At 44.4% G+C, this 17,678-nt stretch carries 13 protein-coding genes and 1 pseudogene; 9 read left to right on the top strand and 5 right to left on the bottom strand.

Going from position 1 to position 17,678, the window contains the following annotated elements; translation table 11 throughout:
- Window positions 1-96: 96 nt before the first annotated feature.
- The gene (locus tag F6K53_RS29470; RefSeq protein WP_364305741.1) at window positions 97-906 is read right to left on the bottom strand and encodes an aldo/keto reductase; all 810 of its coding nucleotides are present in this window, start codon (window positions 904-906) and stop codon (window positions 97-99) included.
- Window positions 907-1,083: 177 nt separating this feature from the next.
- On the opposite strand from F6K53_RS29470, the pseudogene F6K53_RS29465 reads away from it, so the two are divergent.
- Window positions 1,084-1,221 (top strand): annotated as a pseudogene (locus tag F6K53_RS29465) (formyltetrahydrofolate deformylase); the annotation flags it as partial.
- A gap of 210 nt (window positions 1,222-1,431) precedes the next feature.
- A complete protein-coding gene (locus F6K53_RS29460; RefSeq protein WP_293073417.1) occupies window positions 1,432-2,253 on the top strand; it encodes a SirB1 family protein in 822 nt (273 codons plus the stop codon).
- A 42-nt stretch (window positions 2,254-2,295) separates the two neighbouring features.
- Here the strand turns inward: F6K53_RS29460 and F6K53_RS29455 are convergent, their stop codons facing one another.
- Window positions 2,296-2,760 carry an SRPBCC family protein gene (locus F6K53_RS29455; protein ID WP_293073419.1) on the bottom strand — a complete coding sequence of 155 codons (465 nt, stop codon included), beginning with the start codon at window positions 2,758-2,760 and terminating at the stop codon, window positions 2,296-2,298.
- A gap of 1,206 nt (window positions 2,761-3,966) precedes the next feature.
- On the opposite strand from F6K53_RS29455, the gene F6K53_RS29450 reads away from it, so the two are divergent.
- A complete protein-coding gene (locus F6K53_RS29450; RefSeq protein WP_293070130.1) occupies window positions 3,967-5,607 on the top strand; it encodes a mechanosensitive ion channel in 1,641 nt (546 codons plus the stop codon).
- A 128-nt stretch (window positions 5,608-5,735) separates the two neighbouring features.
- On the opposite strand, the gene F6K53_RS29445 is transcribed toward F6K53_RS29450, so the two are convergent.
- Window positions 5,736-7,241 carry a GTP-binding protein gene (locus tag F6K53_RS29445; protein WP_293070132.1) on the bottom strand — a complete coding sequence of 502 codons (1,506 nt, stop codon included), beginning with the start codon at window positions 7,239-7,241 and terminating at the stop codon, window positions 5,736-5,738.
- Between the two features lie 223 nt (window positions 7,242-7,464).
- Here F6K53_RS29445 and F6K53_RS29440 point away from each other — a divergent pair, with 223 nt between their 5' ends.
- The 5 genes from F6K53_RS29440 (at window position 7,465) to xseB (ending at window position 14,850) form a co-directional block, all read left to right on the top strand.
- Complete coding sequence (locus F6K53_RS29440) at window positions 7,465-7,740, top strand: hypothetical protein (RefSeq protein ID WP_293070134.1); 276 nt, start codon at window positions 7,465-7,467, stop codon at window positions 7,738-7,740.
- 77 nt (window positions 7,741-7,817) lie between these two features.
- Window positions 7,818-9,179: a P-loop NTPase fold protein gene (locus tag F6K53_RS29435; RefSeq protein ID WP_293070136.1), complete on the top strand. Its 1,362-nt coding sequence runs from the start codon at window positions 7,818-7,820 to the stop codon at window positions 9,177-9,179.
- Window positions 9,125-14,386, top strand: coding sequence for a hypothetical protein (locus tag F6K53_RS29430; RefSeq protein ID WP_293083118.1), 5,262 nt, complete (start codon window positions 9,125-9,127; stop codon window positions 14,384-14,386). The genes F6K53_RS29435 and F6K53_RS29430 overlap by 55 nt, the downstream gene beginning before the upstream one ends.
- 72 nt (window positions 14,387-14,458) lie before the next feature.
- Window positions 14,459-14,614 carry a hypothetical protein gene (locus tag F6K53_RS29425; RefSeq protein ID WP_293070140.1) on the top strand — a complete coding sequence of 52 codons (156 nt, stop codon included), beginning with the start codon at window positions 14,459-14,461 and terminating at the stop codon, window positions 14,612-14,614.
- Window positions 14,587-14,850: an exodeoxyribonuclease VII small subunit gene (gene xseB / locus F6K53_RS29420; protein WP_293070142.1), complete on the top strand. Its 264-nt coding sequence runs from the start codon at window positions 14,587-14,589 to the stop codon at window positions 14,848-14,850. The genes F6K53_RS29425 and xseB overlap by 28 nt, the downstream gene beginning before the upstream one ends.
- Window positions 14,851-15,038: 188 nt before the next feature.
- Here xseB and F6K53_RS29415 read toward each other — a convergent pair whose 3' ends face one another.
- Together F6K53_RS29415 and F6K53_RS29410 are read right to left on the bottom strand one after the other, a co-directional pair.
- On the bottom strand, window positions 15,039-15,647 hold the full coding sequence (locus F6K53_RS29415; protein WP_293038802.1) for a hypothetical protein: 609 nt from the start codon (window positions 15,645-15,647) through the stop codon (window positions 15,039-15,041).
- A 290-nt stretch (window positions 15,648-15,937) separates the two neighbouring features.
- Window positions 15,938-17,131 (bottom strand): DNA double-strand break repair nuclease NurA, encoded by a 1,194-nt coding sequence (locus F6K53_RS29410; RefSeq protein WP_293025261.1) that lies wholly within the window; start codon window positions 17,129-17,131, stop codon window positions 15,938-15,940.
- Between the two features lie 288 nt (window positions 17,132-17,419).
- Here F6K53_RS29410 and F6K53_RS29405 point away from each other — a divergent pair, with 288 nt between their 5' ends.
- A complete protein-coding gene (locus tag F6K53_RS29405) occupies window positions 17,420-17,656 on the top strand; it encodes a hypothetical protein (RefSeq protein WP_293070144.1) in 237 nt (78 codons plus the stop codon).
- Window positions 17,657-17,678 lie beyond the last annotated feature (22 nt).

The following is a 17,678-nucleotide window of genomic DNA, read 5'->3' as shown; positions in this document are numbered from 1 at the left end:
GGAGCAGATAATTTGCGCTCGCTGTTGTGTTTTACTCAAGCAGTGCGACTTCATTCGTGGTCTGACCCATTTTCATTGGTGGCAGGCAGCCAAGGCTTAACGATAACTATTTAACCGGATTTGATATAACACACCATTTTTGAATAACTTGCCATAAGCCGGAACTTTCATGGCAACGACTCCTACATTTTTCTCTCGCGCCACTGGTAAAACAGTTTTAGCAAAAGGTCGAGGATGGTGAACATCTGCCGCATTCAGAGAAATTAAGGTAGTATCAAAGGGATAGCGCCGCAACCCCTCTGCAATCACATCCGGTTCATGATGTCCGGTAATGCCTAAATATTTGACAATTCCTTGTTCTTTTGCTTCTTCAAAGGCTTTGATAGCGCCATTAGAACTAAAAATCTGATCTAACGTTTCGTGAAAAGAAACATGATGTAATTGCCATAAATCGATAGAATCAGTTTGAAGGCGTTTAAGCGATCGCTCTAACTCTCGCCAAGCCCCATCTCGATCTCGTTGTGCTGTTTTTGTTGCTAAAAATAGATTAGATCTATAAGGGGGTAATACCTTACCCATATAGTTTTCGCTGGGGCCATAGCTAGCTGCGGTATCAAAATAACGAATTCCAAACTGTAACGCCGCTTCAATTTGGGCGACAGCATCAGCTTCTCGATTCATCTTCGACAAAGGGGTTTGTCCTGCACCTCCCAACCCAAAGATTGGAACTTTCACCCCCGTTTTCCCTAACACTCTTTCTGGCATTGTAGCTGCTGTTGGCAGTTGAATAGCTGCTTTTGCTGACAGTTGAGACTGCTGTTGATGCCATGCTGCACTTCCAACAATACCACCCGCAGCAGCAACACTGGTCACGATAAACTTACGTCGAGTTGTTTTGGGTGTCATCGCTCGCCTATTTTACAGTAGCTTTGCTCATATTTTAGCTTGGTTTTTGCAAGGTAAGCATTCAGCTGAATGCTTAGGTATTAACGTTACGGAAATTACCTCGATGTTGAGTCTAGACGAATCAGATATTATCTTCTATAATAGCTGTCTATCTGTATGTTTATTCGAGAAGTTAAGATGACTTCACCGACTGCAACAATACTGCTGTATTGTCCCGAGCAACAAGGACTTGTGGCCAAGATTGCTAACTTTATCTATTCCCATAGTGGAAACATTATCCACGCCGATCAACATACAGATTTGGCAACTGGAATTAAATCAGGAAAAAAAACTTAAACTTTTGTCCATGTTTTGATGCAGCCCCTCCCTATCAGCGATTGCCTTGCTTTATGAGAACACTAAAAACTCCTCGGATATATTGACACTGTTCCCTATTCCCTATTCCCTGTTCCCTTTTTATATCAATCTTATGTTTACATATCAAATAAAAATACTATATAATCAGAGTAGCTGACGGAATTTTAAATGGACTTTACCTCAGGGCGTCAAGGGTTTTACACAGAAATAAATCAGCCAGATGACCAAATTCATTTGGCAAAAGCAGCGCTTTATATAGCTCAGGAGGAATACCCAGATCTGGCTATTGTTGATTACCTCAATGCCTTAGATGTAATGGCATCTGAAGTAGAGGAGCGTTTGCCTGAGCAACCCTATCCCCTGCGAGTGATTAAGACTCTGAATCAGTATTTCTATGATGACCTAGGATATTCGGGTAATAGGAGTGATTACTATGATCCCGGTAATAGTTTCCTAAATCAGGTAATTGATCGGCGCACAGGTATTCCCATTAGCCTTTCGGTGGTGTACCTGGAAGTCGCTCGACGCCTTGATTTTCCCATGGTTGGTATTGGGATGCCAGGGCATTTCTTAATTCGCCCAGAGTTTGAGCAGGTGGGTATCTTTGTGGATGCTTTCGATGGTGGTGAGATTTTATTTCAACAAGACTGCGAGGAACGACTAACCCAAATTTATGGGCATCCGGTAACGCTACAACCACGTTTCCTAGCACCGGTTAGTAATCGGCAGCTGTTGGCACGGATGCTCATGAATCTTAAATTAATTTACCTCAATCGCCAAGACTTACCGAGAGCACTAGCTGCAGTTGAGCGGATGTTGTTGCTGTTTCCTAATGCACCGGTAGAACTGCGGGATCGGGGGCTGATTTACTCCCAGTTGGGATATTTATCAGAAGCATGCCAGGATTTGGAACGTTATTTGGAAATCCTGCCCCAAGCTGAGGATGCTGATATCATTCGTCGGTTACTTGAACAGATCGGAAATCGGTAGAGGCTTCTATGCATGGGCTTGATTAACCCTAATCCCTAATCCCTAATGACTACACTCACGTCGGTAAATCTCCTCTGCTACTAATTTAAGACGTCTGAGTTGGGCTTTCATATCATTCTCGGTCCATTGGGCAGCAAAGCTGTTGAATCCCCAGCTAACGATGGGGTTGGGAATTTCAAATTCAAAACGGTTGACCAAACGGGTGCCTTGTTCAGCTGGCTGACACTCCCAGCGGTCTCGTCCTTTGAAAAAACCCTGGAACTGCCAAACCACTAACCCTGGCTTGCGGTCGATAACCACACTCTTGAGAGTGGGCTGCAACCAGGGAATGTTTATAATGAACCGCGAGCGACTCCCGACATCAGTACTCCACTGCCCCACTGATTCACAACGCAAAATCGGGTTGAGCCAGCGATGCATTAAGCTCTGGTCAGTGATACAGCGCTCGACAATGGTGGCGCTGGCATTAATTTTAATGGATTGTTCAAAAATTTGGGCGTTTTGCATGTAAAATTTCCACATTATCGAAGAGGGGAGTTTGAGGGGAAAAGAATACCCCGTCCTCTTAGGTCGGGGATGAATTTTCCCCTCAATGGCGTTAATAAGCGAAAAAACTGGGTATCGATCCTACCCGGCTACCCCCGGAACGTTCGCGCAGCGTGGCCAAAGGCCAGGGAAAGTTACGCCCATGGAGTTAACAGCCACTTAGTTGGTTGTGCCTGGGAATCCCCATCCTATAAGGGTTGGGGAGGTTCAATGGACTATCTTGATTACCGTGGCAGCTAGCCACACTACCAGACCACTAGAGTTGTGAGGAGGAAAAATTAATCAAGACTTGATTTTTGTACATCAATTGGCTCTAAATATAAGGGTTACATCTTGAGTGACTGACAAACCTACCAAGAAATCTTTCAGCTCCCGAGTGTCCGACGTCACATCGGGGCAAATGCCGATTCAACACTCCATCAAGTTACCCAGCCTAATTTAGGGAGTAAGACCCCCTAAGCTAACTAGTTGACTGCGTCGGCAACTATGGGTAAATTATATCAGCACTCCTGGGTCAAGATTTGTCAGTTAGGCAAGATTAAGCCACATCTGTGGAAAATTTGAGGAGTAAAACGTTCTCGATGAACATCTCAACCTTTACTTTTAAATCTTCTTGTCGTACCTTCTGCTCAAGGTTCTTTTAAGTCAGCACCCTCCTCTGAAGAGACCAGGCTTAGATAGCCTGCCTTCAGGTAGCTGACCAGCCTAAGACCTTGACCCAAGGGGTTGCCCTTACAGTAAAGGATCTACGTTGTTGGCAAGTGTTAAAGTTCCTACCTTGGGGTACTTTGCCCGCTCCAAGCTCTAGAACCGAGTCGTTAAACACTTAGACCAGGGGTAAGACAGTGCGGTTCGGAAAGTACCGACCAACAACGTTGGCCAGGCAAACCTTACCTTGTGCAGCAGATAAGGCGATTCCGGCTTGAACTGGAAAGCACAATAACTGCACCTCTTGTTGTCCAGCTGTTTTTGGGACGGCAGCCTATACCGCCGCGTCGCGGGTCCTCTGGGGTCACCAGAGGCGCAGCTTCCCCGCTCCCAAACTTATCTAGTTGAGACGATAATACCGTGCTCCTCACCAGACCACAGTAGTCACAAGGAACTTAAGGAACTTAAGAAACTTAGGGTTGCCTGTGACATTGGACAATTTAAGTAAGAACAAAGACTATGAATGGAACTTGGGAAGGTATCTTCCAAATTGTAGGAGTGGGTGTGCAGCCATCGGCACACCTGGTTTTAGCCCAGACAGGATCTCCCGCATTTCCCGCATTAAACCAAATTTTGGCAGATGGGGGAACCACCTTACTGAATGTGGTTAAAGCGATCGCAATCTTAGTCATTGGTCTTATCCTGGCTAAGATTGCTGCTGGTATTACCAAAGCAGTACTGAATCGCACCAATATTGACAACAACATTGCTCAGTGGGCTACTGGCGGCCAGTCAGGAACCCAGCCTCCTCCAATTGAGCAATGGTTATCCGGCGCGGTTTTCTGGATTATCATCGTTTTCACGGTAGTGGCGGTTCTAGAAACCCTCAAGCTAGATACGGTTTCCGGACCCCTGAATAGTTTTCTAGACACCATCCTTGGCTTCCTGCCCAGTGTCTTTGGTGCGGCGATTCTCTTGGGTGTTGCCTGGTTACTAGGAACTATCGTCAAGATGATAGTAGTCAGGACGCTCAATGCATTGAATATCGATCAGCGCTTGGGTGAGCAAGTCGGCGATGCTGGCACTAGTCAGTTCTCTCTGGCTCAAACCATTGGCAATGCCCTGTACTACTTAATCTTCCTACTGTTTCTGCCATCGGTATTAGAAACCCTAGGCTTACAGGGAACTCTCGATCCAGTACTAAGTATGCTGGGCGAGATTTGGGGGATTGTACCCAATATTGGCGCAGCCATCGCAATTGGTGCTATTGGTTGGTTTATTGCTCAACTTGTACAACGTCTTGTCACTAGTTTCTTGACAGCAGCAGGTACAAATCAGCTCGGGGAGCGGTTTGGACTGAGTAGCTCTGGTGGTCGCTCCCTAGCAGGGATTATCGGTACGATTGTCTATGTCCTGATTTTGATTCCCGTTGCTACCGCTGCCCTTAATGCCTTGCAGATCCAGGCCATCTCTGGCCCTTCGATCGCAATGTTAAGCCAGGTTACTAATACCATCCCCAAACTATTTGCTGCGGCTGGTATTCTGGCAGTTTTCTACGTAATTGGACAGTTTGTTAGTGATCTGGTCACCAACGTCCTGACAGACCTTGGCTTCAACAATCTATTTAATTGGCTAGGTTTTTCCACCAGCGCTCCTAGCACCACGGATCAAACAACTGATGAAACAGCAGAATCAGAAACACCACAGAACCCACTTACCAGTCGCACCCCTTCTGAGCTAGCGGGACTGCTTGTACTGATCGGTATCATGATCGCTGGTATTGTGGCAGCAACGGATGTGTTACAGATTCCCGCCTTAACTGACATTGTTGGTGGGGTCGGTTTCATTGGTGCTCGGGTGCTGTCCGGGTTAGTAGTCCTTGCTATCGGTCTGTTCCTAGCTAATTTTGCTTTCAACTTGATTACTGGCTCCGGCGCTCGCCAATCCAATATCCTGGCACAAGTAGCTAGGATTTCGATTATTGCCTTTTCTTTAGCCCTAGGTCTACAACAAATGGGCATTGCCCCTGATATTGTGAACTTAGCCTTTGGTTTACTCTTAGGCGCAATCGCGGTTGCGATCGCATTAGCCTTCGGTCTCGGAGGTCGCGATGTTGCTGGTGAGCAAGTTAGAGAATGGCTAGATTCTTTCAAAAAGTAAGTCGAAGTTATTCCCGTAGCGTGGCCTATTGGCCAAGGTTGTTCGCCCTTTTTGAATTAAGAATTAAGAATGTAGAATGTAGAATTCTTAATTCTTAATTCTACATTCTGCATTCTGACAGACAACCTTCAACCTTCAACTTTTGATAATCTTGCCCTCAATTCTCCTTTAATGCGATGGAGAATTGAGGTTTCGTCTAGAGAGGAGAGAATTCGTCTAACAACGGCTTTTGGTCCATCTTCTCCCCAGGATGCGCCATTGGCTAAATAGGTTTTGGTAATTTGTCCAATACCATAGCCAGAAACTCCAGCAACACTAGCTTGGGTGATGGCAACTGACATATATGGCGCTAGGGAAACCCCACCAGTTACAGGGGCAGAAATCCCCAAAATACTTTTTAAGCTACTCAATCCCAAGTTAGCCAAGAGTTCACTAGCACCAATACCTCCCATACTCATAGCAATTTTTTGTAATAATTGAATAGCTCCCTGCTCAGTCATAGGAATACCATAGAGACGGGATAAAGTAAGAATCATTACCACATCAACTACAGTAGCGGTGAGGATATCCACAACAGTAACTGGATTGAGAGCAATGACAAATGCTTTAGTTATTACTGCTTTCCAGATAATTTGATTAGCACTATCATCCCGAATCTTCATTTTTCGGTTGACCAAGTTTTCATTCAACTCATCGGCGTAAAGCATGGTGTTAAGAGCAACAAGGGATTTACCTTCCCGATGTAAAATTTCCAGAATTTTTAGTTTCAAATCGTCAATCTGGGGTTTCCCTCGGCGGCGCTTGACCTGAATGCTGCCATTAGGCGATCGCACTGCTACAGATACCAAAGGTGAAGCAGCAACCATCACAATTTCTGCTGGTGAAAGCAACTCCTTGACCCGTTCATCCCGAATTTTGCTGTAAATTGCCATGCGATCAGCATCAGGATATTGGTCAATCTTGTTGAACACCAGTAACATCGGTTTACCACTAGCTCTTAACTGAGATAGAGCTTGGTACTCTACCTTAGTCATATCACCAGCAATAATAAACAACAGTAAATCTGCCTGTTTAGCCACCTCTAGGGCTAAGGCTTCCCGAGTTTCCCCATCTACTTCATCAATCCCTGGGGTATCGATTAGCTGAATTTGGGAATTACCAATACTGGGTAGGGCAACCTGTAGAATATCCTGTTGGCTATGGGTTTCTTTATGGGTTTCTTTATGGGTTTCTTGACTAGAGGTTTGACTAGGGCTTTGATTATGGGGCTGCCAATTAGCAGTTTGAGCATTCTGGGTCACCCCATGTAGGGCACCAGTTTCAAATACAGGTTGACCCACTAAGGCATTGAGTACAGAGGATTTCCCCCGTCCCACCATGCCAAAGGCAGCAATTTGGATACAGGTATTTTCCAGCTTCTCAAGCAGATTGCCCAAGTCTTGGATTTGAGCATCTAAACCAGCTTTTTCTCTACGGGATAGGTCAAGGTTAGCTACCAGATCCTTGAGCGAGTCTTGTGCCTGTTTGTAGTTCAGTTCTGCCTGGATTTGCTCAAAACCTGAAATTGCGCCATCTAAATCCTGGTCAAGATCTAGAGAGTTAACAGAGTCAGACTCAGGCCAGAATTCGGTCAAAACGGCACCTCCTGCTTAGGATACTTCTGCTTTCGATCCTAGAGCATCAGTTCAGGAATCACTTTTGAGAAATCACCCGTCATAGAAATATATGCCTTACAGCTTACATCAGTTACATTCATTATTCATCCCTTGCAACTTCCTGATTACAACCCACAGCTGTAGAAGAGTTAATCATTGCTTTACACCATTGGTTCGATGGAAACCATAGGAGAGATATGAGATGATCAGCCAATTATTAAGTGTTAGTCTAACCTTGCCGATGCTACTGAACTTAGGTCAGAGTCTCACGGATACCCAAATACTAAATTATGGTAAAGTTAGCCATAATAAACCAACATGGACAAATTTTCAGGGTAAACTCGATAGTCAAAACCCACCGTCTTTATCCTTGGCCAGCCGGGATGAAGCAAAAGATCAAGAACAAAAGTGTGAATGGCTAGACATATGTACAGAATTTAGGGGGGCATCTTTATTGGTTAGCAAAACCCTTTTTTAAAAGGTAAGTTAGGTGCTACAAAAACGTGGTAATTAGCATTGTCCTGCGACTAAATCAGGAAGGAAAATTACGCTATCATGGTATTAGATCTGCCAAGATTCTACAAAGCTTGTAATCCCAGCAAGCCCCTGAGCATGGGAGATGTCAATGAGATAAAATACTATATTGATTTTTCCCCAGTCAGAGGAAATAAAATTATTGAGTCCCTCAAGCGAACCATCACCCTAATTTCTCCAGATGAGCCGACTTGTCAGCTGTTTACAGGGCATATTGGCTGTGGTAAATCCACAGAATTACTTAGACTAAAAGCTGAGTTAGAGCAACAGAAATTTCATGTCGTTTATTTTGAGTCGTCTCAAGATTTAGACATGGCTGATGTTGATCTAAGCGATATTTTGCTGAGTATAGCTGGTCAAGTCAGTGAAAGTCTGGAGAAAATTAAAATTAATATAAAACCAGGCTATTTTGTCAATCTTTTTACAGAAATTACCGATTTTTTGCGGACACCAATTGAATTGGGTGCTGAAGCAGAATTGTCGGTAGGCATTGGCAAAATAACGGCTAAAACTAAGGAAAGTCCTAAACTGCGGCGTCGATTGCGGGAATACCTCGAACCTCGCACTAGTGGAATCTTAGACTCGATTAATGAAGAACTACTAAAACCTGCTACCACTACCCTGAAGAAAAAGGGCAAAGCGGGACTAGTGGTGATTGTGGATAATCTGGATCGGGTGGATATTCGCCCCTTACCCTCTGGGCGATCGCAACCAGAATATTTATTCATTGACCGGGGTGAACAGTTACGCCGACTCAATTGCCATATTGTTTACACAATTCCCTTGGCGTTAACTTTCTCCAATGAGTGCGAAACCCTGAAGAATCGCTTAGGTGGTGGACTTACTCCTAAAATCTTACCGATGGTGCCAGTTAAACTGCGCACAGGTCAGGAGTTTCCCGATGGCATGGCTTTGCTACGAGAAATGGTACTGGTTAGAGCTTTCCCCAATCAAACTCCTGAGGAACGATTTGCTTTGCTCCCGGAGGTATTTGATAATATAGAAACTTTAAACCGCCTGTGCCAAATTAGTGGTGGTCATGTGCGCAACTTGCTAGGATTGTTGTTTGATTGTCTTAGGCAAGAAAACCCACCGATTCCCAGTGAGTGTTTAGAAAATGTGATTCTCGAACGTCGGGATTATCTGATCTCATCAATTACTGATGAGGAGTGGGAATTACTTTTCCAGGTGGTGCAACAGCAAAAAGTCAGGGGTGATACGGAATACCAAACCCTATTGCGCAGTATGTTTGTCTTTGAATACCGCGATCGCGATGGAAATTGGTTTGGTATAAATCCAGCATTAGAAGAGGCACCGCAGTTTAAGTCATGGTTGAAACAAAATCACCAGCAGACGCTGCCCAATACAACGATAGTACATTAAAGGCTCTCTCTAGAGCGATCGCATTTTCACAAGGGGAATTTTCCCTTGTGATCGTGCGATGTAACTACCAGGGTTTGCAACAACAGATGCTGCAACGCCTCAAAGCACTGTGTCAGCCCCAATACCAGATTACAGAGTTTATCATACCGCCATCGGCTACCACCCTTTATACCACCATCCAAAACTACGAACACAGGGAATTGGGGCGTGGACAGGACAAGGGGATAGACAGATGCGGGAACAGGCAGAGTTCTACCCCCATTGACTCTTCATCCCCTGACCCTCCTACCTCCTCACCCCCTCATTCCGCATTACTGATTGTTGGTTTAGAGTCAGTGGTTGCCCTTGAGGAATTACTTACCTCTACTAATCAAGTCCGGGATGAGTTTCGTAAACGCCTAACCTTTCCTCTAATATTGTGGGTTAATGACCAGGTATTGCAAAAACTGATGCGCTTGGCACCAGATTTTGCCAGTTGGGCAGCAACTCCCCTCAAGTTTGAACTGACCACCACAGAGTTAGTCAATTTTCTCGGACAAAAGGCTCAAATCGTATTTGCCTGTCTATTGAACTCTGGAGAGCCTTCCCCCCCAACCACGCCACAAATCCCAAATCCCAACCTACTGGGCGGAAACGCCAAAGGCGAACAACCAACCAACCTCCAACCAACCTCCAAGCAACCAACCAACCTTGGCCAAAAGGCCACGCTACGCTCTCAACCTCCCAACCTTCAACCTCCCAACCTTCAACATTCCAACCTTCAACATTCCAACCTTCAACATTCCAACCTTCAACATTCAACCTCCCAACATTCAACCTCCCAACAACCTCCCAACCTCCAACCTCCCAACCTCCAACCAACCAACCCCGATATTTGTATTACCTATTCCAGGAACTCAGCACTCCAAAACCAACGTCGATTTGAACTGGATTTTGCCCTAAAAGATTTACATAGTCGTGGCATTACCTTGGACAAGGAATTAGACGCTAGTCTAGACTTTGTTTTGGGTCTAGATGACTATATAAGCGATCGCATAAATCTAGCCAAGAAGCGATTTCGTAAAAGCTTAAGAGTTTGGCAGCAAACCGATAACTTAGAACGGCAGGGGTTATTATTGTTTTATCTCGGTTTGTGTTACTGTCGCCAGGCTGACCAAAATCAAGCTCATAAACAGCGCTATTGGGAAGAAGCTTGGCCGTATCTGCATCGATGTATGGGAATTTTCACCCAAGCGGGGCGTCACGATCTGGTGGCTATTTTTATTAGTAAGCTAGCTGAACTGCTGCAGCATCTACAAGCGTGGTCATTCTTACAAAGCACCTCTCAACAGGCTCTGTCGCTTCATGAAACCTATGGGACTCAGGTGCAACTAGCCCAAGATTACGGCTTTCTGGCAGAAGTAGCCCTTGAGCAATCCCGATGGGACGATGCTGGTCAATTAGCGGAGAAAGCTCTATTAATTTTGGTTGTTGCTGCTGATGATCAGCCCCATGACCAAGGCTTGCATCCATTGCTATTAGCCCAGCTCTATCGGTTATTTCTGGTAAAATCCCAAGGAAAGCAGGGAAATCTAGCCCAAGCCGACAAGCAGCTGGAAAAAGCGAGTCAGAAACTGGCAGATGCCATAGAATCCAGCAATTATCGCTATGAGCCTCAGCGTTACCTGCACCTGTTGGAACGATTACGTAGCCTTTACTTTGAACAAGGGCAATACTTAGAAGCATTTCGGATTAAACAAGAACAACGGGCAGTGGAGCAGCTGTATGGCTTCCGTGCCTTCATTGGTGCTAGTCGTCTACAGCCACCACGAGGAGCTAATAATCCCAGCTGGCATGGCGTACAGCCACAAGACCTTATTCCCCAAGAAATGGCAGCTTCTGGACGTCAGCGAGATGTAAACCGCTTAATGGAACGGATTACCCGTGCTGATCACAAACTGACAGTGATTCATGGTCAGTCAGGGGTTGGAAAAAGTTCCATTGTCCATGCTGGATTAGTGCCAGCACTCAAAAATAGACCCCTTGGCGATCGCATTGGGTTACCGATTGTCGTACAAGTTTACACCGATTGGGCGGGGGAACTGCATAAACACTTGGCTGATCAGGTATCAGGAAATGGAAATGACGAACCCTTAATCAGGGAAAAATTTCTAAATTCTAATGGTAACGGCCTAATTTCCTCTGTGGTGGAGCAATTACAACACAACGCCGACAATAACTGGTTAACGGTTTTAATTTTTGATCAGTTTGAAGATTTTTTCTCCGTTTATTCCCATCAATCCCAACGAAAACTATTTTATGATTTTTTAGTTAGTTGTCTTCAATTACCCTATTTAAAACTAATTTTTTCTATCCGAGATAACGCTTTGCATAACTTACTAGAATTAGAACATTATACTTGGGAAGTTATAGAAAGTAATATCTTAGATAAAAAAATTCGTTATCCATTAGTCAATTTTCCCTTAGAAGATGCTTATTCTGTTATTCAAAGCTTAACCCATCGGGCTAATTTTTATTTAGAGCCAGCTTTAATTGATGAATTAGTCAGAGAATTAGGAGCTGAACTTGGAGAAGTTCGTCCCATTGAGTTGCAAGTAGTAGGGGCTCAAATCCAAGCAGAAAATATTACTACCTTAGCTCAGTATCAGCACCATGGTCCCAAAGCTAAACTGGTGGAGCGGTTTTTAGAAAAAGTTATTAAAGATTGCGGTCCTGAGAATGAAACAGGTGCTTGGCTAGTGTTATCATTACTGACTGATGACAATAAAAATCGTCCCCTTAAAAATCGCTCCGAGCTAGCCATAGAGTCATGCTTAGAAGACCATACGTTAGATTTAATTTTAGAAATTTTTGAGAAATCAGGATTGGTATTTCTATTACCAGAAGTTCCGATCAGCCGCTATCAACTGGTTCACGATTACCTGGTAGACGTTATCCGCCAGAAAAAGCAATCGAAACTGCAAGCAGAATTAGAAAATCTGCGCCAGAAAGACAAACAGAGCCAGGATAAAATTGAGCAACTGGTTAAAGAACAAGAACTCCAAAACCAACTGGCCAAAATAACCAAAAAACAAAGGAAAACCGAAGAAAAGCTGAATCGAATTCTCAGACAACGATTGCGAGAAGCACGTTGGGCAGGAATGGCACTGTTCAGTCTGATGGTGATTACCGGTATACTTGGGGTTCGCTACGCTATCAGTAAAACCAACAACCATTTGAGTGACCTGAGCTACTCCTCAAAAGCTCTAGTTGATGCCAACAGAACCTTTGATGCCCTCATCCTCAGTTTAGAGGCAGCCCAGCAATTGCAGCAATCCCTTGGGGTTAATCCAGAGACCGAGACACGGGTAGTCACTGCTCTACGACAGGCAGTTTATGGGGTCAGAGAACGTAACCGTTTAAAGGGACATCGAGATTGGGTCAGTAGTGTCAGTTTTAGCCCAGATGGTAAGCTGATTGCCTCTGGGAGTCGAGACAAGACTATCAAACTTTGGCGCAAAAACGGTACCTTGCTCAAAACGTTGCGAGGTCATCGGGCTGGAATCCACAGTGTCAGTTTTAGTCAAGATGGTCAGATCCTCGCTAGTGGTAGTGAAGACAAAACTGTGAAGCTGTGGCGTAAGGATGGATCCCTGATAATGACCTTAGATGGGCCAGATGGGCATACCGAAACAGTCCATTGTGTTAGGTTTAGCCGCGATCGCCAGATGATCGCATCGGCTAGTGAGGATAAAACCGTCAAACTATGGCGTAAAGATGGTGTTTTACTCCAGACTCTAACCGGTCACAGTGATTCGGTGTTGGGAGTTAGTATTTCTCCCAATGGTCAGTTAATTGCTTCTGCTAGTAAAGACAAAACTATCAAACTTTGGCGCAGGGACGGAACACTGCTGAAAACCTGGCAAGCTCATACACAACCAGTGGTGAGTGTCCGTTTTAGTCCTGATGGCAACACTATTGCATCTACCAGTACAGACAACACTGTTAAACTCTGGCAAACTAATGGGACATTAATCGATACCCTCGAAGGTCATCGTAATTGGGTTCTGGATGTCAGTTTTAGCTCCGATGGTCAGAGGCTAGCCACTGCTAGTGCTGATCACACTATCAAACTCTGGAACAGTGATGGGGAATTAATCGAAACCTTGGCTGGACATAGCGAAATGGTGGTAGATGTCACTTTCAGTCCCGACAACAAGACCATTGCATCTGCTAGTGTAGACAAAACTATTAGACTCTGGGCCAGTGACGGGGGGATACTGGCACGGATCCGCCATAATCAAGCTGTCAGGAGTGTAAGTTTCAGCCCCAATGGTGAAATAATTGCTACTGCTAGTGCAGACAATACCATTCAACTGTTGAGGCTTCAAGATCGTAGCAGAAAAGCCTTCTTGGCTCATGGTCAAGGGTTGACTGCAATTAGTTTCAGCCCTGATAGCACGATCATGGCTAGCGCTAGTGAAGATAAAACGGTGAAACTCTGGAATTTAGATGGCTCCTTGCTTGACACTCTAGAAGGACACCAGGATCAGGTTTGGGGAGTTAGTTTTAGTCCCGATGGTGAATTAATTGCTTCTGCTAGTGCTGACGAAACCGTTAAACTTTGGCTTTTAGATGGCACCTTAGTCAAGACCTTAGAGGGGCACCAGGATAAAGTTTGGGGAGTCAGTTTTAGCCCAGACGGCAAGCAGATTGCCTCTGCTAGTAATGATGGCACGGTAAAACTCTGGAATCGTGAGGGCAAGTTGCTCAATACGTTGAAAGAGCATAATGATGCTGTCAATTGGGTCAGTTTTAGTCCAGATGGCGAGATGATTGCTTCTGCTAGTAGTGATGGCACGGTAAAACTCTGGAATCGTGATGGCAAGTTGCTCAATACCTTGAAAGGCCATAATGGTGCCGTGAATTGGGTTAGTTTTAGTCCTGATGGAACCTTAATCGCATCTGCTAGTGGTGATACAACGGTTAATCTTTGGAGTCGGGATGGACATTTAATTAATACCTTTAAGGGACACAACGATTCGGTGTTTGGAGTTAGTTTTAGTCCCGATAGTAAGTTAATTGCTTCTGCTAGTAAAGACAAAACCGTGATTTTGTGGAATTTGGATGTGGATTATTTGCTACGGCGCGGTTGTAGTTGGTTGTACGATTATTGGCACCATAACCGTGATGCTCAAAGGGATAAGCTTTGTGGATTTTCACTATAGGAAGGGAGTAGGGAGTAGGGAGTAGGGAGTAGGGAATCGGGAGTCGGGAGTAGCGCTATACTTTATTAACTATTGCCTATTGCCTATTGCCTATTGCCTATTGCCTATTGCCTATTGCCTGTTCCCTGTTCCCTATTCCCTATTCCCTATTCCCTAAAATCAAAAAATTGTGTACCTCAACCCATTGACAATTACTATCTATGGAAACTCAATCTGATTCAAACCTAACTGATTCAAACTTAAGTAAAATAGCTTCTGGAGAAACCTGGAACTATGAAGCGACGGTGGCTAAAGTTGAAACCATTATTAGGAAAATAGAAACGGGAGAACTAGAACTAGCAGAGGTGTTTGATCAGTTCTCCGCTGCTGTCGAATATCTCCATCAATGTGAGGATTTTCTGGCTAAGCGACAGCAACAGATGGATTTGTTGATTGAGACGCTGACTAATGATTCTGATTTTTAATAGTAATTTAAGCATATGCGCTACGCGCAGGCTAAGCGAACAGCTATCAGCAATCAGCGGTCAGCTTGTGAATAAAAGAGGTAAGCATGGGTTTAATAGTCACAGGCTAGAAGCCTGTTCCACAAACTAGAAGCCTGTTCCACAAAGCTGACCGCTGACCGCTGACCGCTGACCGCTGACCGCTGACATCAGCCCATCCCTTGAATACCAACATGTCCAGCAAAGGCATACCAATCTTCACTAAAGCCTTTGAATTCCAGATCTTTCAGGGTAAATTTTACGTGATTCTCCTCCACAGTAAACTTAACCGTATTATCAGCATTAGGTTGATCTGTCACAATCACCAATTCAGTGCCTGCTGGAATTTCCTGCTTTGATGCTTCATTCAACATACTAGATTGAATAGGAGCTCGCTTAATTACCGTATCTTGATTAAAGAAAAGGTTAAGTAAAACGGGTTGATTGACTAAGGTATTCTGATAAATAGGAATGTTTAAAGCAGTCTGATCGTTTTGTTTAGACACTACATTACTAACAGTTTCTACCGGTTGCAGACTCTCCATCATAATTGCAACATGGTCTTCAAAGGCATACCAATCACCACTGAAACCCTTAAAAGCAATATCTTTTAAACCCAGTTTAATGTGATTGCCAGATTCCTGACCATAATAGCGAAGTACTAATAGAGTACCTGCTGGTACCATCTGACGTTTATTATCAGGCAATTGCGACGATTGAATCGGCTCTTGCTTGAGATAGCTATCTTGCTTAAACAGAATTCTTAATACATTTGCCATGACACTGTTTTTACTTGGGTAAGCTAAAAATCAAACTTTTAGAATTAAGAATGTAGAATTAAGAATGTAGAATTAAGAATTAAGAATGTAGAATTCACCATTCTGCCTTCTGCCTTCACCATTCTGCCTTCACCATTCTTCATGGTCCATTATAAATTATCAATTCACCATTCTTCATTCACCATTCTTCATTCACCATTCTTCATTCTTCATTCACCATTCACCATTCACCATTCTTCATTCTTCATTCTTCATTCTTCATTCTAAATTCTTCATTCTTCATTCTTCATTCAACTAATACTACCCCGTTTACGAGCTTCCTTATAAGATATTCCCACATTCTTGACACCTGCCCGAATCATTTGTTGTTCAAGCAAAGCAAAGAAGCGATTCCGGTCACCGGCCTTTATCACCGCCTGATTATGAGCTTCAGACACAGCAATGGGATAACCATATCCTTTATAGACCTGCCCCAGCATTAAACTCAAGGCTTGATTGAGCAATGCCGAATTTTGGGCTACCCATTCTGGCATCTCGATACGAGCAATTTCTGTGCCAACATGGACATAACAGAAATAGATCCGATGATGGTCGTATAAATCCAGAATCCGTGCGGAACTCTGAAATAGAGGGCTACGCTGTCCTGGTTTCAATAAACTTGCCCAGAGAGTGGTATCCCGGAGGGGGTCAATCACCTGACAGGGCAACTTGTCGGTTAGATTACCACATTGGGTGATACATTTTGGTGTTTCATAGGGACAAGCTGGTAATCTGAGGAAATTAACCATTTCCACACTACGAGAAGCACTCAGGTAGCCGATCAGGGGTACATTAACAGAACGCAACTGCTCCCAAGCTGTTAGAATCGGAGGCAATATGCGATCGCGTGCTTCCCCTGGCATCCCATCAAGAAACCAGTAAATTAGGGAACCATCTACTATCGCTAGATTGGGGGTATCCCTGTGGGGAGCTGGTGGTTTCACCCAACGGCAAGCCATTTCTGCTAACATCGATACCTCGGAAATCGTGCGCCGATGCCCCATCCACTCCTGCGTGCGAATCCCCCACTGACGAGAAATATATAAGTCTTCCGGTCGGTAGAACACTTCGGGCATACTATCCAACAGAGGATACAGACTTTGTCCATAGTGCAACATTACCCGACCCACATTAATCACATAACAGTAGAGGATTTCGTGGTGAGACGGGGCAATTTGAGACCCATCGGTGGCGAAAACACTATGGCTTTCAGGGGGAATACTGATATCAACACAAGTATCTAGAGGTTCGGCAGGTGTTGCCGCCGTGAAGATCATGCGATCGCGCCATTCTTGATGAGACTTGAGCAAACTCTCTTGTTGTGTTTTAGCCTTTGCCAGTAATTGTTCAGCCCGTTCTAAGCGTTGGCGAGACGCCACCGCCTCTAGTCTCAGGTGCTTACTAATACCAGGAATTTGTCCTGCCAGTTTTGCCAGATCAAGCATGGAGAGCTCATCATTAGATTTACTGTAGATTTACGAATTTCAAACTAGTTATCTGTAACACAGGTTTTTTGTGATCCTAAACGACTCATTAAGTGATCCTAAACGACTCATTCAGTTATCCTAAACAAACACAGATAAATAAACACAATTGTATACATCAGGCTCCAATAACAAACCTGATCCTATACATCAGCCTCAGATCACAAACACGATTGCATACATTACCTTTTCATACTGACAGTATCCATGTCCGTAATTTCGTCAGTAATTTCTAGGAGGTAAGATTTTATGAAGAATCGCCAGTTAATCAAGTCCTTGTCCCTGGCATCTGCAGCAGTCATTGGTGGTAACGCCCCAGCTCAAGCCATAGACTTCGACTTCAGCTATCAACCAGGGACTTCATCCCCATCCGTCGCAGGAATGGGGTATCCTTTGCACAACATAGTTGGTTGTTATCTCCATGGGCGTAACTTTCCCGCGCACCGAACGCGCCCCGCGTGGCCTATGGCCAGGGTAGCTGAGTAGGGTCAATACCCAGTTTTTTTGA

Source organism: Moorena sp. SIO4A1 (assembly GCF_010672065.1).
Classification (GTDB): domain Bacteria; phylum Cyanobacteriota; class Cyanobacteriia; order Cyanobacteriales; family Coleofasciculaceae; genus Moorena.
Note: the sequence above shows the minus strand (reverse complement) of the source record. Positions and strands in the feature narration are given on the sequence as shown.